This is a genomic window from Flavivirga eckloniae (assembly GCF_002886045.1).
Classification (GTDB): Bacteria; Bacteroidota; Bacteroidia; order Flavobacteriales; family Flavobacteriaceae; genus Flavivirga; species Flavivirga eckloniae.
The window spans coordinates 4,325,386-4,348,639 of the sequence record NZ_CP025791.1; the positions used below are offsets into that span (position 1 = coordinate 4,325,386).

The following is a 23,254-nucleotide window of genomic DNA, read 5'->3' on the forward strand; positions in this document are numbered from 1 at the left end:
AAAAAGTAGGATTTAAAAGTTTTATGTGTTAATCGTTATTTTATACTCTTTATTAGTTGGGTTAACTTTTTTGAAATGGTAATATGTTCCTCAACTTTTGGGTGCCCCTCCGAATTTTTATATGGCACAAAACAGGTATGAATTTTTTTGTCATTTAGGTTGCTAACTGCTTTTTGAACATAATTCATCCAAGGCGAACTTTTTTTAGTTATATCCATATTGCCCAGAACACACACCATGTTAGCAGTAGGGTTTTTGTCTCGTAGTATTTTTATAAAAGTACTGTATGCCTGTACAATTTGTTCTTCGTTGGGCTTTTCGTTTTTAAACCTTCGTTTAAACTCTTCGTGCTCGGGGTGGTTTACAATCCAGGAATCATTTTGAAATAGGTTAACAACCATGATGTCTGCTTGTTTCTTGGAAAAATCCCATTTGCTGTTGGCATCATTCGGATTGAGTCTATAATACATTTCGGGCATAATCATATTAAACCAGCTTACCATAATTCCTATACCTCCTCGTGCAATACAAGCATATTCCGCATTAATGTTGCGAGCCGTCATGGCGGCATACGTGTTATAGTTGTTGGTAACGTTGCCTTCTGGTTTGTCTTCTCCCGAATAATCTTCATTGCCATGCCCTGTTGTAATTGAATCGCCATAAAATTCAATGAAAATGGGCTTTTCTTTATCTGCCGGAAGTATTTGAGACCCCATAATGTCGAAACCATAAAAACGAGTAGTTCCGTAAGTCCATTCGTTTCTTTTGGTTAGTTCAACCGAATGTTTGCCAAAAGGTAAATTCTCAGCAAGTGTATAAGTGTGCTTTCCCGCGCTTAGTTTTAAGGTTTCAAACTCGGTACCATCAATAATAATGTTGAAATAATTTTCGCCGTTTTCATCTTCTAAAGTTGCTTTTGCCGTAGTTCCTTCAAAATTAATTTTAATTGATGATCCAGACCAATATATTTCTGAAGCTGTATTACCTTCATTTTGACCGATTCGTCCCTCGTATGTTATTCTTTTATCTGTATGGCTAACCGAGATTAAATGGGAAGTTTTACAGCTAACTAGTAAGAACAGTATTATGGAATAAGCTACGATGTTTTTCATTATTTAAGTTGTTTTAAAATGAATCCATTCAACCAAAGATGACCATTTTCGAGGTTCTTGAACGCTATTTTAACCTGGTCTCCGTTAGATTTAATAATCGATTTAATATGTAAAGGCTTGCGCTCTCCTGTGTTGTTGTTTATATAGTAATTTACAATATGATCGTCTGCAATCTTTGTTAATTTACCATTGTCATCGTTAATGGTAACTTCAATTTTATTGGCTAATTTCTTGTCGCCTATTCTGGTATGGTGGTATGTTTCCAGATAATAATTGCCAGCTTTAAGATTGGAAATAGTTAACTCTAAATTCCCTTTTTCGTTATACAGACCATCTGTACCTACAAAACTCAAATCGCCTAACATGGCTGCATTATCACCAAACCATTTTATATTTTCACTATTGTTAGCGTTAACTTTTATATGGGCATTGTAATCGGAAATGGTATAGGTTAGGTCTTCGTTAGAATGCCCCGCCCATGCATCCCATTCAAATTGGACTAACTGGTTTTCTCCGCCAATATCTACTTTCGAAATAGGGTAGTTATAAATCGGTTTAGCCGAATTTTCTAATTCATTAGGATTGTATTTTTTAGTAGCTATTGAAGCTGTATTAGGCTTTAACCCTTTAGATTTTGCTGTAACCTTAATCGTTCCAACATAATCTGTAGCTCTAACATAAATTGACGCCACACCGTTGTATGCTACAGCTGGGTTGGCATAAATTTTACCATTATCGACTAATTCGCCTTCTCCCGAAATTGAAAATTCAACATTGTTTTTGGCAGAAGTTACCGTTTCACCGTTTTTATCTATAATATAAGCATGTGCCAATCTTAAGTCGGATCCGCCTGTATAAAAAGGTTGGTCTGTAATATTGAATTCAACTTTTATACGATAAGGCGTTTGTTGTTTTTCTCTTGTATGCGAGGTGATTGCTTTTCCATGATTATAACCAACAGCTTTTAATTGACCATCTTTCCAATTGTAATTAAAAGTGAACGAGGGGTGATTTAAGCTCGATTTAATTAAATCGCTATCTGGCTTTTGGGAAGCAATAGGCTTGTTGTTATGATATAATTTCACCTCCTGACAGTTACTATAAATACGAACTTTGCCATTTGTTGAAGCAGTTTCGTCTCCAATATGAACTATAGGGTTTTGTACTAATTCTGATTGATACCAATAATAAACAGGCTTTGGAATTCTATAAGCCGATAAGATGCCATAAGTTGTCATATAATCCCTTTCAACCTTATCCATGTTTTTTTGCAGGTGATTATAATCGGCACCTAACCAGGCAATAGCAGCAATATTGTTTTTATTGGCTTTGTATCTAGAAATGTGAAATTGATTGGTTTCAGAATTAGGAGAACAACCATGTTCCATAACCATAGTAAAGGCCGATTCGGGAAACTCAGACCTTCTATAATCCATGGTAGCATGAATATCTGTAATGCCCTCGTTTTTAACACCGTTCCAAGCACTGGAAGCAGAAGCAGTTAACCTAAAAGGGTCTTCCTCTTTAGCTACGGTTTGCATTCTTGGTACAGGTCCTCTATGGTTTATCCCAGCTCCCCAAAACATGATAGAAGGGTGGTTTCTGTGGTTACGTATCATAACCCTGGTGGCAGTATCTAACTTATCAAACCAGGCTTTATCGTCCCATTCTATCCAAGTGGAGACTTCTTCGTAAACAATTATACCCAGTTCATCACAGGCTTGTATAAAAGCATCATCTTGTGTGTAATGCGATAATCTTATAATATTCAAGCCAGCTTTTTTGTATTGCAATGCTTCGTTACGATGAAATGAATTTGGAACAGCATCCCCAATAACCGGATAGTTTTGATGTCGGTTGGCACCTACTAAAAATAAGGGCTCCCCATTTAGAACAAAACCTTTGCCTTTTTCTAACGAAAAAGTTCTAAAACCAAAGGTGTTTTCTACAAAATCAACTGGAGTATCATCATCGTATATTACGGAATAGGCTCTATATAAATATGGCGAATCAGGCGACCATAAATTAAAATTATCCTCAATGGTGGTCGTTTGCCTAAACGTATAATTGGTATTTGGGTTAATATTTGCAGAGCTGGTTAGTTTTTTAAGCACATAGCCATTGGAATCGATAATATAGGTTTCTATTCTACATGTTTTTAATTCAGGGTTTTCGTTAGCCACTGTTGTTTTTACAGAAACGGTTCCATTGTTTTTGTTTACGGTTGGTGTTGTAATGTGCACCCCAGCATCAAAATCTTCCCAATTAAATGTAACGTGCAGTTTATTGGATGTTACTAAATACACATCGCGGTATAGACCACCAAATTTTACATAATCGCTTCTATGAGGATCTGGAGCAATAGTTTTGTTAAAACTATTATCTGCCTTAATTGCTATGATGTTTTCTTTACCAAACCTAACATGGTCTGTGATATCGAAATGAAAAGGAATGTAACCATTAACCGCATAAGTCCCAATATTTTTACCATTTACCCAAAGTTCGGTTGCATTATGTACCCCCTCAAATTCAATAAACACTTTTTTTGAATGATCAGAATCGATTTTAATCGATTTTCTGTACCAGCCAATTTTTCTCAAGTAATTCTCCTGTACCCAGGTTTCATTAATGCTATCTAATTCATAAGAAACCAACTCTAAGGTATGCGGAATTGAAACTTTTTCCCATTTGGAATCATCAAAATCGATGCTGCCGGGATGTTTATCTGGCGATCCTAAATAAAATTTCCAGTTTTCATTAATATTGGTTTTTGTGCGGTCTGTATTTAAATAGCCTTTGGGTAAATTATTAGTTTGGGCTATTAAAAGCGCTGCGAAAAAGAAAAACAAGCTAGCTAATTTGAACTTATGCATAAGCTACATTTTAAGGGGGTTAATTGAATAAAATAGTAGAAACTAAAGTATTTAATTTACAGAAAGGCAGTATGGTGTATGGTTTTTTAATGTATATCAAATGGTTTTTTTTAGTGCTAGGAGAAAAAAATAACGAGTTACTAAAAGGTGAATGTTTTTTTCTTAAAAAACATTTGATATACATTATAGACCATATTTAATAAATGATCCGTCCGATAATATGTAGTTTTATTTTATATTAAAGACTATAATGTTATAAAGCTAAAAAATATGATTAAAAGTAATTCGGTTATAATAGTACTGTTTTTTGTTTTTTTTTTTTCATGTAAAGCACAGGAACCAGAGCAAAATAAAAAGCAGGATGTTATCGAGTCTCAAAAATCATGGAGCCCGGTTGTTGCGCCAGATGGTTCAGCACCAATAGCAAGGCATGAGGCTGCTTTTGTAAATGTAGGCGATAAGTTTTTTTTATTGGGAGGAAGAGGAATAAGGCACGTAAGTATTTTTGATACAAAGACCCAAAAATGGACTTCTGGTAAAAAGCCTCCAATAGAATTTCATCACTTTCAACCTATTGCATTTCAAGATAATATATACATTATTGGAGCTTTAACGGGGAAGTACCCCGCAGAGACTCCCGTAGAGTATGTTTACATGTACAATACAACTACAGATACTTGGGTAAAAGGTGATGCTATCCCTAAAGACAGATTAAGAGGCTCTACAGGAAATGTTTTAAAAGATGGGGTCGTATACATATCCTGTGGTATTAGCAATGGCCATATAAGTGGTCATAAAAAATGGCTGGATAGCTATAACCTTAAAACTGGCGCATGGGAGGTACTCCCAGATGCACCGAGAGCGAGAGATCATTTTCAGGCTGTAGAAAGTGATAATAAGATTTATGTGCTGGCCGGACGTTTATCTAAAGCGCCTAACGCAACATTTAACGAAACCATAGGCGAGGTAGATGTTTACGATATAAAAACGAAAACATGGGTAACGTTGGACAAAGAAATTCCAACCCAACGAGCAGGTAATATAGCGTTGTTATACCACGACGATGTTTTGGTTATAGGCGGAGAGTCGATTAATCAGCAAAAAGCACATAACGAAGTTGAAGGGTTGAATACCAAAAGCCATACATGGCATAATTACCCTCCCTTATTGCAAGGTAGACACGGTACAGGAGCCTTTCTGTTTAATAATAATATATACATAGCTTCTGGTTGTGGTAATCGGGGCGGCTCGCCAGAGTTAGATACCATGGAAAAATACTAATCATAAAAATATGTTCTTAATGAAGTTAGCTAAAATAATAGCACTACTAGTTGTTTTCGTTTTTACAGGTTGTAAAACAAAAAAAGAAGAAGAAACAAAGGAAACTAAAAAACCAAATGTAATTATAGTAATCACAGACGATCAGGGGTACGGGGATATCGCGGCCCACGGGAACAAGGTGATAAAAACACCCAATATTGATGGTTTTTATAGTGAAAGTTACCATTTAACAGATTTTCATGTTAATCCAACATGTGCACCAACCCGATCTGGGTTAATGACGGGAAGATTTGCCAACAGTACAGGGGTTTGGCATACCGTAGGAGGGCGGTCTTTGTTAAGAGAGGATGAAAAGACAATGGCAGATATGTTTACAGAAAACGGTTATAAAACAGGAGCTTTTGGTAAGTGGCATATGGGAGATAATTATCCGTTTAGAGCGCACGATCGTGGTTTTCAGGAAACCGTTATGCATTACGGTGGAGGTGTTCAGCAAACACCAGATTATTGGGGCAACGATTATTTTGACGATACGTATTTTAAAAATGGAACCCCTGTTAAATATCAAGGGTATTGTACAGATGTGTTTTTCGATGAGGCTATCAAATTTATTCAATCCAATAAAGAAGACCCGTTCTTTTGTTATATTTCAACAAATGCGCCACATGGACCATATAATGTACCTGTGAACTACTACAACATGTATAAGGATTTGGGAGATGATGTTTTAGCAGATACCCAAAAACGTTTTTATGGAATGATTACCAATGTTGATGATAATTTTGGAAAATTAAGAAGTACATTAAAGGAACTGAATATTGCAGATAATACCATTTTAATTTTTATGACGGATAACGGAACGTCTTCTGGTTACTATGATAAGAACGGAAAAATTACTGGGTATAATGCCGAAATGCGAGGTACTAAAGGGAGTGAATATGAAGGTGGCCACAGAGTGCCATTTTTTATTCATTGGAAAAACGGCAATATAAATGTTTCTAAAGATATTAATGAGCTAACTGCTCAAATAGATATTTTGCCAACATTAGCCGAGTTGTGCGGCTTGAAATTACCTAAGGATCATTTAGAAATTCATGGGGAAAGTTTGGTGCCAATGCTTGGTGGAACTCAAAGTTACAACAATAGAATGTTGGTTACAGATTCACAACGCATGGAAGTGCCTGTAAAGTGGAAAAACTGCTCTGTTATGCAGAATAAATGGCGCTTAATTAATGGTGCAGAACTTTATAATATTGAGGATGATAAAAGCCAATCGAATGATATAGCAGCTCAATATCCGGAAAGAGTAGAGGCTATGCGTCGTTTTTATGAGGAATGGTGGACACGTACGTCTGGTAAATTTAACGAACAAATCTTCTTTAAAATTGGTATTGAAGAAGAAAACCCAGTTGCTTTAACGGCACATGATGTTCATTCTTCTAAAGAAGACTATCCTTGGAATCAGTTACAGATTAGAAAAGGAAATGTAGGATCTGGTTATTGGTGTATTGATGTGAAAAATGAAGGTGATTATGAGATTTCTTTAAGGAGATACCCCGAAGAATCCGATTTATTAATAAATACAACTGTGCCTAAAGTAACCACAGAAGAGCTTCCCGGATTGCAATTTGGTATTCCAGAAGGCGTTAACTTAAACTTTACAGAGGCTTCTATAAAAATAGGAGATCAAATAAGTGACCGTGTAAAAGTAACCGAAACCGATAAATCGGCAGATTTTAAAGTGCATTTAAAACCAGGAAGAACGGAGTTAACGGCAAATTTTTTAAATGCCAAAGGTGAAGAAAATGTGGCTTACTATGTATACGTTAAAAAGATGTAAAACCTAATAAAAATGATACCTAAAAAAATCCCTTTTTTATTTACTGCTTGTGCCCTTTTAATGCTCTTTTTGAGTAGTGCTTGTAAACAAGAACAAGATGTTAATGTAACTAGCGAACCTGTAGTGACAGAGAAACCGGTTGTTGAGCGTGATTTGTTCTATCATTATTCCATATGGTATGCCTTTGTAAATAAAGTTTTTGAAGGGGATTTAACAGTATCCAAATTAAAAACAAAGGGCGATATTGGCTTAGGGTCTTATACAAAACTTGATGGTGAGTTGATTATGCTCGATGGAGTGCCGTACCGTGCTACCGAAGATGGTGTAGTTAGCATTGCCGATGATGCTGATAAGATTGTGTATGTAAATGCTACTTTTTTTGATGAGGATATATCCTTTAAGGTGACAGATTCCATAAACTACGACGCTTTAAGGGGTGAAATAAATAAACACCTTCCTACCAAAAACATGTTTTATGGTTTTAAGATTCACGGAACGTTTAAAAACATTAAATGTGGCGGTTTAAATAAACAAGAACCTCCGTTTAAAGAAGGTTTGGATGTGCTAATTCCGAATAGACCTATTTTTAAGGCAGAAAATATTGAGGGGACTATGGTAGGCTTTTATTGTCCCCAATTTATTGGTGATATAAATGTGGCAGGCTATCATTTACATTTTATTTCAGACGATAAAAAGTTTGGAGGACATGTTATGGCGTTTAACGCCGTATCGTTAGATGTTTCTATTGACGAAATGTACGAATACCAGTTTGTTTTGCCTAATACCGATGCTTATAGAAAGGTTGGTTTCGACAAGCAGTTTCAATATAAAAAGAATTAAGAGAAAAGAGATTTAGAAACTCTAGCACAGTGTATTGTAAGGGAAGAATCTCACTCGGTAAAATTGTCCCCTCAAGGGCAATGTCGTTTAGTTAAGGAAATTTATGTCTGTTCGAGCGCAGTCGAGAACTTTTTAGCATCAATAAATAAAGAGGTTTCGACTGCGCTCAACCTGACTTAAAAACTCTTAACTAATTGAAAATCAATAATTATTAAATCGAGTTTGCGTTAAATTAAAACATTGAAATACAGTTGTTTGCTATCCCTGCACCTGCCTGCTGGCAGCTACGGTGTACCCACATCTTTTTAATCAAGACACGAATTACACGGATTTACACGAATAAAACCTCAATATTATGAATAGCTCTCGATGCTATTCATAATCACGAATCAGACTTTCAGTCTGTTTTTACAATCCAAGCCCGATTTATTTCTATTATATTTCTGTGTTTTAATTTATTAATAAGTAAATAATGGTTACTTATTTGTAAACAATTTATATTTAGAACCATTTGTGATAATTCGTGAAATTAGTGTCTATCTTTAAAAGCTCTCAAAAAACTGATTATCAGTATTAAATATGTTGAACTGACGTTAAATATAAAAACAGATATTATGTTTTGTTTAAAGTCTTTTCTTCTTCGTAAGTCTTGATATTTTTAGCAAAATCAATTTCCTTTTTTACAGCTTCCAATTGGAGTTCCCAATCGAACGTCCTTAAACGGGCAAAGTTTTGGCGTTCATATCTCTGTATATTAATATTGGTGTATTTTTCCCAGCTTGCTACAGCCTTTTCTAAATCTGCTATAGCGTTGTTTTTATGGGGAAGCCCACCATTGTTTTTGTAAAACTCCAACTCAACCGCTGCACTAATCTTATGTGCATAGTATTCTCCTAAAAAACCCATAGATTTAATATCCAACAACGTTTGTCTTAACTCTTTATTGGAGACTCCAGCTAACAGTGTATTGGCGTTTTTAATTGAATTAGAAGCATACGTTTCCAGATTGCTTATAACATCAAGTGGCGTTAATAATTTGATATCCTCATTGTTCAGAACGGCTTTAACGTAATCGGAAACATTTAAAATACCACTGCCTTCCATAGTAGGGTTGGTTCTAAATTTGTCAACAGGCTTTAAATTGTTCCATGTTTCCATACAAGCTTCCGGTTGCCAATGGTAATCCCAATCGCCCCAAACAAATCGGGAAACCTGAGGTATTATTTTAGAAGCCTCTGCCCAGGTATTCATTAAGAGTTCGGCATTGGTTTCAGGAAATTTTGAAGCTATAATTTGCTGAAATCTATTCTGTGGAATATCAGGATTGTACCCCAATCTTCCCCAAAGCATAAATTTGTACCAATGTTTGTTAATTTCCAGTTGTCTTGGGGTTTCGGGCTGTTTGCTAATAAACTCACGTCCCCAAACATAACCATCCGATCCCATATGGTAACCGGCCGTTTGATCAAAAGGCAAATGTTTAATAAAATCGCTCGCAAATTTAGGGTCACCCCAGCGGTGGATAAAAATATCGTCATTCCTAAGGTTCCACCAAGATTTAAGATTGTGTTCCTTCATCCATTCCGAAAAGGATTTATAAAAAGGCGGGTTCACGGCAGAATACATATGAGCCTTAGAGTATTTAAAACTCATGTCTAAAGGGTCTGGATATTTCCCCCAATATTTATTAATATATTTAAAATCTGTCCACCAAAATCTATGAATAAAGTTTACCGTTCTGTCCGTTTGAATTTTTTTAGCATCTAAAATACCTAGCCCATAGGTTTCCCAGAGCCATTTTTCCTTATCATCATCGGTCATAGGAGTTCGCATATTTTCGCCGGCAGTAACTCCAATTCCAGTAACATCAGGATAGTTTAAAAGAAATTGTTTTACAGACTTGCGTAAATAATCTTTACTAATGTCGTTTTTATAATCGTTTGTAATACCGTACTTCCCTATTAAACCTTCATTCTCAGAATTAGGTCCCGGTGGCGAAGCACCATTTAAACAAATATTCCAAGTAATAAAATATACATCAATCCCCCTATTTTTTGCATGCCTCATAACCTTTTGCCAAAACACGATCTTTTCATCTATGGTCATCTTTTTAAGAACCTTTAAGTTGGCAATAATCTTACTGCTGGGCATTTCCGGAACATTCCAATAATTTCCGTTTTCTTGAGGTTTAATAGTTGTTCCGCAGACATCCTGTAGTGCTACATCGGGGTAATCGTCTAACTTGACCATTGAAGAAAAAGGATGCGCATTCCAGTAAGAAATCATGTTGTATCTATGACGCGCCATGTTATCGAAAAACTGTTCCCAGAATTCCAAATTCCACATCTCGGCTATGTTGTTTTGGGCGGCATCTCCAGAATCATCAAAGCTAGATGTTCTAACATCCAGAGGAATATTAAACTTTATCCCTCTTTTTTCAATATAAGGGTTGTCTTCTATTTTGGTAATAGCATGTATATCTTCGCCAATTCTAACTAATTCGGCAAGCTCTAAACCACCGTACATTAAGCCATTTACATCGGCAGATTTTATTATAATTTCAGAATCTGAAATTTTTTCGATATTAAACCCTTGTTTTTCACTGGATTTTTCCTCAAGCTCAAATTTAATAGTAAAACTTGCTTGATCACTTATATTATATGACTTTAATTGAAGCGCTTTGGTTAAATCTTTTACAGCAAAATCCACTTGAGGAATAGCAGTGTCATATTCTATTTTAACGGGTTTTTCGCTTGAGCATGACATCAATGCGAATAGGATGATAAATATAGATACAATATGTTTCATCGTGAAGAAATATATGGTTGATGGTAAGTAAATGTAAGTAATATGGGGATTCAGAAATATAAAAAAAACATTTGTTGTGTATAATAGGACACTTCTTGCTTACTTAACATGGATTTAAAATATAACAGTACTGTTATTTTTTAGTACTTTGATACGATAATATTTTTACTTTTTAATTTATGAACATTTTAAGAGCCTTTTTAATTATTTTCTTAATAATACCTTTTTCTTCTAAAGGTCAATCTATCAATCCGGTTTCGGTAAGAAATGAAATGAAACGTGTTGCCGATTGGCAAATAGAACATTTTAGAGAGACCTACAGTGGTCGGGAAGAGCCTCACCATATTGCCGATTGGACGAATGGTGCTTTGTATGTTGGTATGGTGAAGTATGCCGAAATGGCAAAAGATGACCGTTATTGGAAGTGGTTAAGAAAAGTAGGAGAGGAACAGAAATGGAAACTATATCATAGAAAGTATATGGCAGACGACCATACCGTAGGTCAGATGTATATAGAGTTATTTCGAAAATATGGAGACTCTGCTATGTTAAAACCCACGCAAAAAGGGATTGATTTTGTATTCGAAAACCCGAGTAAACAGCCTATAACATTAGATAATTACAAGCACCTGGAAAGATGGACATGGTGCGACGCACTGTTTATGGCGCCCCCAATATGGGCGAAGTTAACCAACATTACCGGAGAACAAAAGTATTCGGATTTTATGATGAAGGAGTATGAGGTTACCCGCGATCACTTATTTGATGAAGAAGAGAATCTGTTTTATAGAGATAATAGTTTTATTGGAAAGTTAGATCATGGTAAAAAAATATTCTGGTCTCGTGGAAATGGATGGGTTTTTGGAGGTTTAACCTTGTTGATGGATGAATACAAACCCGGTTCGAAAGAATATGAATACTTCAAAGACATTTATTTAAAGATGGCCAAAAAACTTATTGCTATTCAAACACCAGAAGGACATTGGGCCATGAGTTTATTAGGTCACGATATATACCCAACACCAGAAACAAGCGGAACGTCGTTTTTCACTTTTGGATTGGCTTGGGGAGTTAACCATGGACTTTTAGATAGAGAAACCTATGTACCACATATTGAAAAAGCGTGGAATTGCTTAAGAGGGCATATTACTAAAGATGGCATGTTGGGGTATGTACAACCCATTGGTGCAGCACCGGGAAAAGCATGGCCAGATAAAACAGAAGTTTACGGTTCGGGTGCTTTTTTAGCAGCAGGATCGGAAGTTTATAAGATGGTAGGCGGACAGCCAATTTTTCAACTATCTGAACCAGATTATAAAAAAAGCCCAAAAACAGGAATGACAAGAAAGCATTGGAAAGATGCAGCTTTGTATATGCTAGAAGGCGCTTTTAGTTATATAAAGACAAACGACGATGCTTTAAAGTTTCCCAAAATAGGAACTGTTGGATATCCAAGGTATGATAGCCAAATTCCAACAGAAAAACTCGAAGGATTGTGCCGCACCTTATTTGTGGCAGCACCACTATTAAAAGAAAATCCGGAGTTGGTAGTTAATGGTATAAAAATAGCAGATTATTACCAACAAAATATCTTAAACCTGTTAGACGAAAATCATCCGTCGTTTATACCAGATAATACTAAAGATTGGCCAGGGCAAGTATTGGTGGAGTTTGGAGCTTTATCTATGTCTATGTTTTCGGTACCGGAAGTTTTATGGGATCCTCTTACACAGGAACAAAAGGACACCCTTGCCCGTAAAATGATTAGCTATGCAGATGGGGCAACAGTGCCTTCTAATTGGAAATTCTTCAACATTTTTGTGTTGAGTTTCTTTAAAGATAGAGGGTATACAGTAAACGAGAAGTTATTAGAAGAATATTTAAATAAATCGTTAGATCATTACAGAGGAGATGGTTGGTACAACGATAACCCGGCATACGATTATTACAGTATGTGGGCATTTCAAATGTACGGACCCGTTTGGTCTGAGTTGTTTGGAAATAAATACTATCCAGAAATAGCTAAAAAATTCAAGGAAAACTTTTTGCCAATGGCAGAAAACTATCCATATATGTTTAGTGAAGATGGTAAAATGATTATGTGGGGCAGAAGCATAACGTACAGATTGGCATCAGTAAGCCCTTTTCCGTTGCTAGGCTTTTATGAGGACGATTTACTAGATGCAAATTGGGGCGCTTTAAGAAGAACCTCTTCGGGCGTTTTATTACAATTTTTACAACACCCTGAATTTATGAAAGACCGCATTCCAACATTAGGTTTTTATGGTGCTTTCGATCCGTCTACGCAATATTACAGTTGTCGTGGTAGTGTGTTCTGGATGGCCAAATCGTTTTTAAGCCTATTGTCTCCCGAAGAGAGTAAATTTTGGTCAGCAGAAGAGAATAATGGCGTATGGGAAAATGAATTGAAAAACACTACGGTTACCAATAGGTTTTATAAAGGATCGGAAATTATGGTCACCAATTATAAAGATATTGGAGCATCGGAAATTAGAGCTTGGTGTAATGTACCAAGAATTGGTATAAAAGAACCTTTTAGATCAAGCGAAAATTATAACAAGTTATCTTATAATTCAGCGTTTCCATGGCAGGCAGACAATACGGCAGGAACAGTCTCAATGAATTATGTTTTTAAAACAAACCAAGAAGAATATCCGTTCGAGCCAGGTCATATTTACGATTTCAAAAAGTTTGAAGATGGCGTGTATTATAGAAAGCTGTCTTCGGAATATATGGAGAATGTTGCCGTTCAATTGGCAGATATTCCTTTAAGTAATGGTATTTTAAGAGTTGATAAAGTAGAAGCAGACAAGAACGTTTCTTTTAGCTTAGGACATTATGCCTTAGCACATATTAACGGTTATATTTCTAAAAAAGTTCGGGAAGTAAACGGAAAAGAGGTTCATATTATAGATAATGGCGAATACCAGTTAGCCTTAATACCCATAAAAGGATGGGATGCTATTAAAACAATTACATCCACAGATATTCACCCAGAAACCAAAGAAAGTACTGTAATAAATGTAGCTGCTAATTATAAGCGTTCGAACAAGAACAACTTATATATAACGGCTATGCTTTGGAAAAAATCCGGAGAACCTTTTACAGATAATGAGTTGACAGTTGTTAAAAAAATAAAAGCAAAAAAGGGAAAAGTTACTATTACAAGTTCAGATAATACGAAAAGAGAAATATCTCATTAAACCATATCATGAAGTTTAAGCCCAGATTTTTATTATTTGCTTGTTCTGCCGTTTTGGTATTGCTAATTTTTAGTTGCGAAAAACAAGATCCACTTTTTTTATATGTTAGTACTACGGGTTTAGATACTAATATAGGATCTGAAGCTGAACCGTTCTTAACCATAGAAAAGGCTTTAGCCGAATCACGAAAAAGCAACGGAGAAAAAAACATTGTAGTCAAGGAAGGAAGCTATTTTAATGTGAACTTGGAGTTAGGAAGAAGCGATTCTAATTTAACCCTAAGGGCAGAAGGTGATAAAAAGCCAATTCTGTATGGTGGACAAAAAATAACCAATTTTAAGGCAGAAGGCGACTTTGTTTATGCAGATGTAGCTGGTACAAGACATAGAGAGTGGGATTTTAGAGTTGTTGAGGTAAATGGCGAAATAAGAGAACGTGCAAGATTTCCAGAAAAGGGTGCTTTTACGCATTTAAATGAATTTGATGTGAGATGGCTTTCATCTGAAGCAGGCGGCTGGGAAAGAAAACCTACGCAGTTAGAGAAAACAACACTAAAGTATAACCCCGAAGACTTAAGTGAAACCTTGGATGTTAATAATGCGGAGTTAACCATTTATCACGAATGGGATGAAACTTTAGTAGGTTTAAAGGGGCATGATGTAGCGAATAACATATTGCATTTTGATAATGAAAGTCAGCATCCACCGGGTGCTTTTGCCAAAAGAAATCCCAATGCACAAACTTATGTGGTTTGGAATACTGTTGAAGGTATGACGAAACCCGGTAGTTGGTATTTGGATAGAACAAGAGAGCGTTTGTACTATTGGCCAAAAGAAGGAGAGTCCATTTCAGAATTGGAAATCGTAGTGCCTCGTTTTCAGAATATTATAAAATTTAATAACGGTATTAAAAATGTGACCATTTCTGGGTTTACATTGGCATCAACCACAACCAAATTGGTAACAGGAGGTTATGCGGCACTTAAATTTGAAGGAGCTATTAGCGGAAAAGACATACGTAATATCTCATTGGAAAATTTAACCATTAAAAATGTTGGAGGCTGGGGAGTAAAGTTTTCTGGAAAAGATGTAAGTATTAATGGCTGTGATATAAAAAACTGTGGAGCAGGAGCTATAAGTTATAGAGGGAAAAATGTAAAGATTAATAATAATAAACTGCATGATATTGGTTTGGTATATAGCAGTGCAGTTGGTATTATTGGTAATGGAGACAGTAACACGATAAGTCATAACGAAATATATAATATGCCGTATTGTGGTATAAACGGGATAGGTAGTAATTCTCTGGTTGAAGGCAATATTATCCATAATATTAAAACGTTTATGCAGGATGGTGGTGCTATTTATATGTTTGGTCATAAAAACACTGTGGTTAGGAATAATGTTGTGCTTTCTAAGCCTGATTCTGGAATAAAAGTATATGCCTATTACTTAGATGAAGGCTGTAAAAATTGTGTTGTAGAACATAATGTTTCCTATAACGCTATGGTGCCAGTTCAAGCGCATATGACAAAAGCGTGCAGGTACGAGAACAATATTTTTATTGATGAAGGAGATCAAGTTATAGCTTATGCCAACTCATCCGATTTAAGCTTTAAAAAGAACATTTTAATAGCCAACTCTATTGATTTTAAGGGACCAGATAAAAGTTCGCCCGATTTTGTTAAGAAAGAATCCAATAGGGTTATGAAAAGCTATTCGTCTGCAATTGGAATAACATCTTGGGAGAACAACATTTTTTATAGTGTGTCAGATACGATAAACTTAAACCAGTTGGCACAATACGAGCTTGTAAAGAAAAAGCCATTAAAGGCTTTAGATGGGACAGTATTTGAATCACCAGAATTACAAGGTGTTATGGAAGGTAACTTTTCAAGTTCGAATAAGGCATTAATAACATCAAAAGATATTCATCTGCAAAGTTTTTCGAGTGCAGGTTGGAATTCGGATTTGCCCGGGCTCATTTCCATTTATTATAATCCCGATTTTGATTAGTATAAAAATTATGCTATCTAGTAGGTATCAATTAGAAGCATGGAAGAAAATAGAAATTCCTTAATTAACTTTATCAGGCAAATTATCCCTATAAATGAAGCAGAGGCTAAGCAGATAGCCAATGCATTTCATTTGGTAAAAATTAAAAAGGACGAGTTTCTTTTAAAAGAACATCAAATAAGTGATGATTACCTCTATCTTCAAGAGGGTTTAATGCGAACTTTTCTTTATGATTTGGAAGGCAATGAAATTACCACAGATATCTTTACAGAAAACAATATCGTTTTTGAGATAACATCTTTTTTTAATAGGGTTAAATCTGAAGCCAATATTCAAGCCATAACAGATTGTATGGGATATCGAATTTCTTATAAGGAGCTTAACGACCTATTTCACAACAAACCAGCATTTAGAGATTTTGGAAGAGCTATTCTGGTTAAAGAGTTTATGGCTTCCAAAAAGAGAAACTATGCCATGATTAATCAAACAGCATTAAAACGTTATCAGGAATTATTGGTTTCAAGACCCGAAATATTAAAGCATACCCCTTTAAAACATATAGCTTCGTATTTAGGGGTTACCGATAGTACTTTAAGTAGAATCCGAAAGAAAAAATAAAACTGTTTTCTTGCCTTTTGTCAAGAAGAATCCAGTTTCGGTAGTATAATTTTAAACGTTATTTAAAAGCTACTAAAATGGATAATATTTCAATGTTCACTTCTTCCGCATTTGTATTAACTACATTGGCCTCTGTTTGGCTATTTTACAAAGCTTCTAATAATAAAAAAGCGCTTTATGGTATCATCGTTTGGATGGTTGTTGTAGGCGGACTTGGTATCTTGGGGTTTTATCAAAAATTAGATACAGTTCCTCCTAGATTTACTTTGCTGTTAGGACCAGTCCTCATATTTGTAATACTGCTTTTTACCAATAAGAGAAGTAGAAGATTTATAGATGGTCTTAATTTAAAATGGTTGACCATTTTACATATCGTTAGAATCCCAGTAGAAATTGTGCTTTACTATGTTTTTATAGCTGGATTAATACCGGATTTAATGACATTTAGCGGTTATAACTTCGATATTATATCAGGAATTACTGCTCCGGTAATTTATTATATAATGTTTGTTAAAAAAACGCTCAATCGAAAAGCACTTCTAATTTGGAATGTGTTGTGTTTAGGGCTCTTAATTAATATATTAACCATTGCTGTATTAAGTGCACAAACCCCATTTCAACAACTAGCATTTGAGCAACCTAATATTGGGGTAACGTATTTTCCGTTTGTATGGCTTCCAACAGTTATCGTGCCCATAGTTTTTCTTTCACATTTGGCAAGTATTAGACGATTGACATCAAGATAGCAAACATAAAAAAGCTGATAGTCTTTAGGCGGAATATCAGCTTTGATAAGTTTCTATGTTTAACAAAAACATGCTACTAAACTTAAAGTCGAAATGAGTCTCGAAACTTTAATTTCGTTGGTTGCTTTAACCATTATAAGTGTAGTTATTAGATGGCTTGCTTATAAGAAACAATAAATATTTTTATATTTTCCACCCTTCGAGGTGGTTTTGTTTTTTAACTACCACAAAATACAAAATTTTCAACTAATTTAAGTAAAACTTAAAAAGTTTGACAAATAGTTTGCATTTTACTTGATTTAAATATTTTCTATTTCAAATTAAATGAGAGCTGGATTATTTTCCTACAGTCTGTGCTGAACTTGTTTCAGTAAAACTAGAATCCACATTGTTATTACTAAGCTTAAATAAGTTTATATAATACCTAAATGAAGGGGTCTAAAAAGTTCTTTAATTGTCATTTTGAGTACTTCAGCTATGCTCAGCATAAACTAAAGTCGAAAAATCTCAACACTTTAATAAATAGATGTTTAATTTTTAAGAGATTCCCTGCCCGCCGTCAGCTATGGTGTAGCCATATCTCTTTAATCAAGACACGAATTACACGGATTTACACGAATAAAACCTCAATATAATGGATAGCTCTCTATACTATTCATAATCACGAATCAGACTTTCAGTCTGTTTTTACAATCTAAACCCGGTTTAATTCTATTATATTTCTGTACTTTAATCTATTAATAAGTAAACTAAATTTACTTATTTGTAAATAATTTATATTTAGAACCATTTGTGGTAATTCGTGAAATTAGTGTCTATCTTTGTAAAATTATTGTTTGATATGCAGCCATATTTTTGGGTACACCGAAGCTGCCGTCCGGCAGACGGGTGTTCTGAATGACACTTTTTAAACAGACTTATTATTTTAATTTCCAAGCTCTAAAATATTTAACATGATATTCGCCATCTAAACGGTTATCGTCTGGAAGCGCACCAAACCACTTATTCGATTCGCAGTTAAAATTAACTTCCAAAGGTTGGTGCCAATGTGTGTTTTTTGCTTCTCTAAATAAGATACCATCAATATAAAAACGAATAAATTCAGGAGTCCATTCCAAGCCCCAAACATGATAATCTGCCTGTAACTCTTCTGGGAAGTAATACTTTTTGGTTCTGGAAAAATGCTTTTTAACATCACCTTTGTCTTTAGGCGCTCTAAAAACATGAATGTTCGAGTTTAAATCATGTCTGTTATAATGCAAACCGGGTGCATTTTCGCAAATGTCTATTTCGGTCCACCAATCCCTGCCTACATTGGTCATCCAAAAACCTGAAACCCATGGGGCGTCCATTAACTTTACTTCAGCCTCAAAATAGCCGTATAAGAATTGCTTTTTACTTTTTATAAAACCAGTAGTATGGGTGAAATCAGATGGTAATTTGTCATTACCATGTTGGTTGACTCTTATAACCAACTCACCATTTTCTAAACTTACGTTAGCCCCATGAAAATAGGTAGGAGGTCTGCCTTTCCATTTTGGGTTATTAGGGTACCATCTTTTTTCATTTATTGCTTTGCCATCAAATTCATCGGAGTATTTTTTTAATAGTTCCCATTGTTTGGTGTTGGTTTGATCGGATAAAGGGAACTCGCTATTACTTCTAATAACAGCATGTTCTGTTTTAACAGAATCTACATAATTTTTTGGAGGAATAGTTAGGTCTTGAGATTGTGTTAAGAAGGTAATAAATAATGCAGGTACAAATAGTAATTTATATTTCATAGGGATAATTTTAAAACATAATCAAAATTACCCCTATGAAAACTTAACTGGTACTACAATTGTTTTTAATTGGATTACAGATGTTTTTTAGTTAACAACTAATTTAGTCGTTTTGCGTAAGCCCTCTGAAAAAACACTAACCAAATATAAGCCAGGTGATAAATTTGAAGTGTTGATTTTGTGGGAGTTACTTTGTAAAAGTAGCATGCCACTTAGACTGTAAACATTAACATCTATGGTTTTTGAATTTGTATCTATGAAAAAATCATTTCCAGATTTTACGGAGTTAGGATATAACTTTATTTCAAAGCTGTTATCGGAATTTACATCCTGGGCGTTATCTGAAGCTATGGTTAAAACATCATTGGATGTTTTTACAGAACTTTTTGCAGCAGCTCCTAAATCTGTAAAAGTAAAGATTTCCCAATCGCCTTGCGCACTAGCATTAGTATCCAATATTGGATTTCCAGCATCGTTTTGAGGTACTTTAACGTACTTTCCATTTGGTGTTTTAAGAGCAAAACGATTTGTGCCTGGTAAAACTTCCCATGTAAATTTAGTATTGTTACTATTCTTATTGGTAGCATTACCATTTAAGCTCCCGGTACCATTATGTTGTACATATTTAGTACCGCCTTCTTGCACGCTTAGCGCAATGCCTCCGTTTGGATGGCTCTCTACTTTAAAACGTTCCCATCTTTTCCATGTGGCTGTAGGGGGCGAGGTTTCTGGGTATGATTTTAAAACTCCAGAAGCATCAAAGCGTACAGATACATAACCTAAAGCGGGTTTTCCGGATCTGTTAACCCAGCTGGCTTTAACAGGTAAAATACCAATAATTCTTCCTACCGGAGCTCCAGTACTAGGCGGTGGGGTAGATCCAACAACACCCCAATCAAATAATTCCCAGCTTAGCGGTTGAGGCGCTAAAGAAGTAACCGAAGGATTGGTTTGGTTATGGGGCGCTATTACCCAGGCATCCAATTCGTAACTCCTTAGAGAGACTTTATTTGTACCTCGATCTTTCCAATGAAATTTCTCCCATTGTTGTGTGTTATTAGAAGTCGCTATAATTGGAGCAGTTTCATTAGTACCTGTAATTCTTAAATATTGATTAGTTGCCACCGATTTTAATACCACTCCATTATTTGCTGGGTGAGCTTGAACTATAAAGTGTGTTTTATTGGCATTGTTGCTGGTTTGAGAAGCTTTTAATACACCTCCAGATTCAACCGACAAATATTTTCCAGGACCTCCCGATTGTTTTAACCAGATTGTAGAACCAATAGGGGCATTGTTAATACCATTACCGTAATCGGATGGTAAAAACGTATACTCAGGTTTACCGGGTTTCTTTCTCCAAAAACGAACCCATTGTATTTCAAAACTAGCAAGAGGACCTACGGCGTTTGCATTTGCTAAAGGGTTGTCTTGTTGATATGCCACACCTCCACTACAGCAAATGTTATATTTCGTTTGTCTCAAGTGTGGGGAAGAAGTTAAAAGAATTTTAGTAGGGGAAGAATCTACAGCAGCATTTTGCGGTTGTTTCGATCTAAAATATTCTACACCATCGTAAAAGAAAACGATTTTGTCTTTCGCCCAAAGTACGCCCCAGGTGTGCTCTTGAAAAGCGTTTCTTTGTACAGCAGAATAATTTCGTGTTGTGGAGTTGGAGGTTCCTTCAACAGCTTGTTTTTGGGTGTAGTGGTGAGAAGATGTGGCTCTTTGTAAATGGTGTTGGTAAGCAAAGCCACTGTACTCCATAACATCTATTTCTGTAGGGTTGCTGCCATTAGAGTTCCACATCCAAAATGTGGGCCATATTTTACCGTTGTTAGGGCCATTAATTCTTAACCTAGCTTCATAATAGCCATACTTTTCATTAGATGCGATAGCATTTTTAGATTGTACCCAGCCGCCTTTCGATGTTGTACCATCCCAAGAATTTGAGATAGTCAATTTTCCTCCAGAAACATTAACCTGACTGGTTACAAAACCTTCATTGGTTGTGTTCTTAACAAACCATTTATTGGTGTCGAGGGATCCATTAAATTCATCAGAGTATCTGTTGTCTTTTTGCCAGTCGTTAATATTGCCTGGCGGTTGTGCAAACATGCTTGTGCTAAAAAAAATAGCAACGAGCAATAATAGGGTGTTTTTGTTCATAATGTTTGAGTTTAAATTAGTATAATTAAATTAATTTTTTTTAACGGGGACTAGGATTACTCATGTGTTAAATTAGGCTACAAATGTTTTTCAGAAAAAGAATATAATTGTAACGATATGCTGATTTTTGTAACTAACACAATAGATACACTAACACTATGAAAATCAAACCTAACGCTTCCCCAAGTGAAATGTCTTCTCCATTTTTTAAGTTGAATAAAGAGTTTTGTTCTCAATTTGAAAGCTTTATAGCAAGCAAGAACGGAAAAGTAAAAGGACATTTTAATTCTTGGTCTTATCTTGTTTTTGGAAAAATATCCAATCCTGAAAAATGGAATTTAATGTATAAGAAATCTACCTTTACATCTACAGGAAACTTATTGTTTTCATCTAAATATCAATGTCTTCTAACACTGGTTGAATGGGAAACAGATAGAAAAGGAACGCATCATACAGAATTTGTGATAAGAAGAAAAAGTAGAATCGACTTTATAAAATTGATGTTTAATAACTCCCTATCCAGATTAGATGTATCCAATAAGTATGTGGTGCACTTTAAAGGAAATAAGAGTAAGCTTTTCTTCGAATTAATAGAAGTATTAAAAGAGCTTTTTAAAACTAGGGAGGTTTATAAAATTGAGCATCGAAACGAAAAGCTAAAGATAGAATTAAGATCTGAAAAACACCATTTTGATGTTTTTACTAAACTCACTGAGTTAGTACATTAAGGTGAGTTTGATTTAACTTAAATTATTCAACTTCATTTTAAAGTGTTGATTGTTAGGTGTGTAAAATATTTTGTATTTAAAAACACCCTCCTTAATCCTCCCTCGAGGGAGGAATCTCACTCGGTAAAATTGTCCCCTTTAGGGGACTTTAGGGGTGTTTTTAATGTAACTAACTGAAGATCAATAACTATTAAGTCAAACTCACGTTACATTAAGAAAAAGAAAGCCACATGGCATCTATAGTATGTTTATTAATAAGTAAAACTATGTTTAATAATTTGTAAACATGATTTACAAAAGAGTAATAGAATTCAAAATAAGGGGTCTCGATATTATGCTAAGCGTTTACCTTTGCGCCTTCCTTTTTAAATATCAATGGTGAACAGTTCATGAATTTTTGAAATTGCTTGTAAAAAAAAGGCAAACTTTCATAACCACATTCGTAAGCAATCTGGCTCACTTGCTTGTTAGTCTCAGAAAGCATTTTGCAAGCTAAGTTTATCCGATATTCATTTATAAAAGTAAAGAACGATTTATTGAATGATTTTTTAAAGAAACGACAAAAGGCTTCATCACTCATAGAAACCAGACTTGATACATCACTTAGTTTTATTTTCTTATCGTAATTGTGTCTTACAAAATGATAAACCGTTTCAATTCTGTTAGTTGCTTTCCGGTTTAGTATAGGTGTGAAGTTTGGAGAACAAAGCAGTTCAAATTCTTTAATCTGACTTAGTTCCTCCAAAAATTCTAAAAAGCTGATCATTTTTTTAAAAGGCGATTGTTTAAGAATACTTTTTAACCTTTCTGGGTACCTTTGGGCTATGTTATACGGAAACTTAATGCCTTTTGAAGCTCTTTTTAATAGGTTTTTTATTTCGGAAAATTCACTTTTTAAAATCCAATCGGCTCCCAACAAGTTCTCGTCCCATTGAAAAATAATAGACTTTACGTCCCCCACATTGGTCTCTGTGTTTTTCCAACAATGAGGTAAATTAGTGCCTATTAATACAAAATCGCCTTCTTCAAATTTCTGAATGTTGTTGCCAACATAGCGTATGCCTTTTCCTTTTTCAATATAAGTAAGCTCGAATTCAGGATGAAAGTGCCACGGCGCATCAAATCTTTCATTTTCATAAATAAAAGATTTAAAGGAATTCTCTAAAGGCGCTGCTATTTTTTCAAATTGGGCTTTCACGATTTTTAACAAATAAAA

Annotated in this window: 14 protein-coding genes; 8 read left to right on the forward strand and 6 right to left on the reverse strand. The window is 35.0% G+C overall.

Features of this window, described 5'->3' with window-relative positions:
* Positions 1-35 precede the first annotated feature (35 nt).
* Positions 36-1,112: an SGNH/GDSL hydrolase family protein gene (locus C1H87_RS17960; RefSeq protein ID WP_102757141.1), complete on the reverse strand. Its 1,077-nt coding sequence runs from the start codon at positions 1,110-1,112 to the stop codon at positions 36-38.
* The gene (locus C1H87_RS17965; protein ID WP_102757142.1) at positions 1,112-3,985 is read right to left on the reverse strand and encodes a glycoside hydrolase family 2 protein; all 2,874 of its coding nucleotides are present in this window, start codon (positions 3,983-3,985) and stop codon (positions 1,112-1,114) included. Before C1H87_RS17965 ends, C1H87_RS17960 begins: the two co-directional genes overlap by 1 nt.
* Positions 3,986-4,255: 270 nt before the next feature.
* Between C1H87_RS17965 and C1H87_RS17970 the strand changes: the two genes are divergently transcribed.
* Genes C1H87_RS17970 through budA form a run of 3 tightly spaced genes read left to right on the forward strand, consistent with a single transcriptional unit; the run spans position 4,256 to position 7,946 of the window.
* Entirely contained in the window at positions 4,256-5,266 is a 1,011-nt protein-coding gene (locus C1H87_RS17970) for a Kelch repeat-containing protein (protein WP_102757143.1), read from the forward strand.
* Between the two features lie 19 nt (positions 5,267-5,285).
* Entirely contained in the window at positions 5,286-7,106 is a 1,821-nt protein-coding gene (locus tag C1H87_RS17975) for an arylsulfatase (RefSeq protein WP_102758318.1), read from the forward strand.
* A gap of 12 nt (positions 7,107-7,118) precedes the next feature.
* The gene (budA, locus tag C1H87_RS17980; protein WP_102757144.1) at positions 7,119-7,946 is read left to right on the forward strand and encodes an acetolactate decarboxylase; all 828 of its coding nucleotides are present in this window, start codon (positions 7,119-7,121) and stop codon (positions 7,944-7,946) included.
* Positions 7,947-8,558: 612 nt separating this feature from the next.
* Here budA and C1H87_RS17985 read toward each other — a convergent pair.
* A complete protein-coding gene (locus C1H87_RS17985; RefSeq protein ID WP_158655266.1) occupies positions 8,559-10,754 on the reverse strand; it encodes a hypothetical protein in 2,196 nt (731 codons plus the stop codon).
* Between the two features lie 179 nt (positions 10,755-10,933).
* Here C1H87_RS17985 and C1H87_RS23365 point away from each other — a divergent pair, with 179 nt between their 5' ends.
* From C1H87_RS23365 to C1H87_RS18005, 4 genes are all read left to right on the forward strand, one after another.
* Positions 10,934-13,978 carry a DUF2264 domain-containing protein gene (locus tag C1H87_RS23365; RefSeq protein ID WP_158655267.1) on the forward strand — a complete coding sequence of 1,015 codons (3,045 nt, stop codon included), beginning with the start codon at positions 10,934-10,936 and terminating at the stop codon, positions 13,976-13,978.
* 8 nt (positions 13,979-13,986) lie between these two features.
* Positions 13,987-15,993 carry a right-handed parallel beta-helix repeat-containing protein gene (locus C1H87_RS17995; protein WP_102757146.1) on the forward strand — a complete coding sequence of 669 codons (2,007 nt, stop codon included), beginning with the start codon at positions 13,987-13,989 and terminating at the stop codon, positions 15,991-15,993.
* Positions 15,994-16,032: 39 nt separating this feature from the next.
* Positions 16,033-16,611, forward strand: coding sequence for a Crp/Fnr family transcriptional regulator (locus C1H87_RS18000; protein ID WP_102757147.1), 579 nt, complete (start codon positions 16,033-16,035; stop codon positions 16,609-16,611).
* A gap of 77 nt (positions 16,612-16,688) precedes the next feature.
* Entirely contained in the window at positions 16,689-17,357 is a 669-nt protein-coding gene (locus tag C1H87_RS18005; protein ID WP_102757148.1) for a hypothetical protein, read from the forward strand.
* A gap of 920 nt (positions 17,358-18,277) precedes the next feature.
* Here C1H87_RS18005 and C1H87_RS18010 read toward each other — a convergent pair.
* Positions 18,278-19,141: a family 16 glycosylhydrolase gene (locus C1H87_RS18010; RefSeq protein WP_102757149.1), complete on the reverse strand. Its 864-nt coding sequence runs from the start codon at positions 19,139-19,141 to the stop codon at positions 18,278-18,280.
* Between the two features lie 87 nt (positions 19,142-19,228).
* On the reverse strand, positions 19,229-21,310 hold the full coding sequence (locus C1H87_RS18015) for a family 16 glycosylhydrolase (protein WP_102757150.1): 2,082 nt from the start codon (positions 21,308-21,310) through the stop codon (positions 19,229-19,231).
* Positions 21,311-21,468: 158 nt separating this feature from the next.
* Between C1H87_RS18015 and C1H87_RS18020 the strand changes: the two genes are divergently transcribed.
* Positions 21,469-22,038, forward strand: coding sequence for a hypothetical protein (locus C1H87_RS18020; RefSeq protein ID WP_102757151.1), 570 nt, complete (start codon positions 21,469-21,471; stop codon positions 22,036-22,038).
* A gap of 337 nt (positions 22,039-22,375) precedes the next feature.
* Here C1H87_RS18020 and C1H87_RS18025 read toward each other — a convergent pair whose 3' ends face one another.
* Complete coding sequence (locus tag C1H87_RS18025) at positions 22,376-23,236, reverse strand: AraC family transcriptional regulator (RefSeq protein WP_102758319.1); 861 nt, start codon at positions 23,234-23,236, stop codon at positions 22,376-22,378.
* Positions 23,237-23,254 lie beyond the last annotated feature (18 nt).

Excerpts from the sequence above, each read along its gene's own strand:
- C1H87_RS17960 (WP_102757141.1), bottom strand. The coding sequence starts at position 1,112 with ATGAAAAACATCGTAGCTTATTCCATAATACTGTTCTTACTAGTTAGC.
- C1H87_RS23365 (WP_158655267.1), top strand. The coding sequence starts at position 10,934 with ATGAACATTTTAAGAGCCTTTTTAATTATTTTCTTAATAATACCTTTT.
- budA (WP_102757144.1), top strand. The coding sequence starts at position 7,119 with ATGATACCTAAAAAAATCCCTTTTTTATTTACTGCTTGTGCCCTTTTA.
- C1H87_RS17975 (WP_102758318.1), top strand. The coding sequence starts at position 5,286 with ATGAAGTTAGCTAAAATAATAGCACTACTAGTTGTTTTCGTTTTTACA.
- C1H87_RS18000 (WP_102757147.1), top strand. The coding sequence starts at position 16,033 with ATGGAAGAAAATAGAAATTCCTTAATTAACTTTATCAGGCAAATTATC.
- C1H87_RS18005 (WP_102757148.1), top strand. The coding sequence starts at position 16,689 with ATGGATAATATTTCAATGTTCACTTCTTCCGCATTTGTATTAACTACA.
- C1H87_RS18015 (WP_102757150.1), bottom strand. The coding sequence starts at position 21,310 with ATGAACAAAAACACCCTATTATTGCTCGTTGCTATTTTTTTTAGCACA.
- C1H87_RS18020 (WP_102757151.1), top strand. The coding sequence starts at position 21,469 with ATGAAAATCAAACCTAACGCTTCCCCAAGTGAAATGTCTTCTCCATTT.
- C1H87_RS17985 (WP_158655266.1), bottom strand. The coding sequence starts at position 10,754 with ATGAAACATATTGTATCTATATTTATCATCCTATTCGCATTGATGTCA.
- C1H87_RS17995 (WP_102757146.1), top strand. The coding sequence starts at position 13,987 with ATGAAGTTTAAGCCCAGATTTTTATTATTTGCTTGTTCTGCCGTTTTG.
- C1H87_RS17970 (WP_102757143.1), top strand. The coding sequence starts at position 4,256 with ATGATTAAAAGTAATTCGGTTATAATAGTACTGTTTTTTGTTTTTTTT.
- C1H87_RS18010 (WP_102757149.1), bottom strand. The coding sequence starts at position 19,141 with ATGAAATATAAATTACTATTTGTACCTGCATTATTTATTACCTTCTTA.
- C1H87_RS17965 (WP_102757142.1), bottom strand. The coding sequence starts at position 3,985 with ATGCATAAGTTCAAATTAGCTAGCTTGTTTTTCTTTTTCGCAGCGCTT.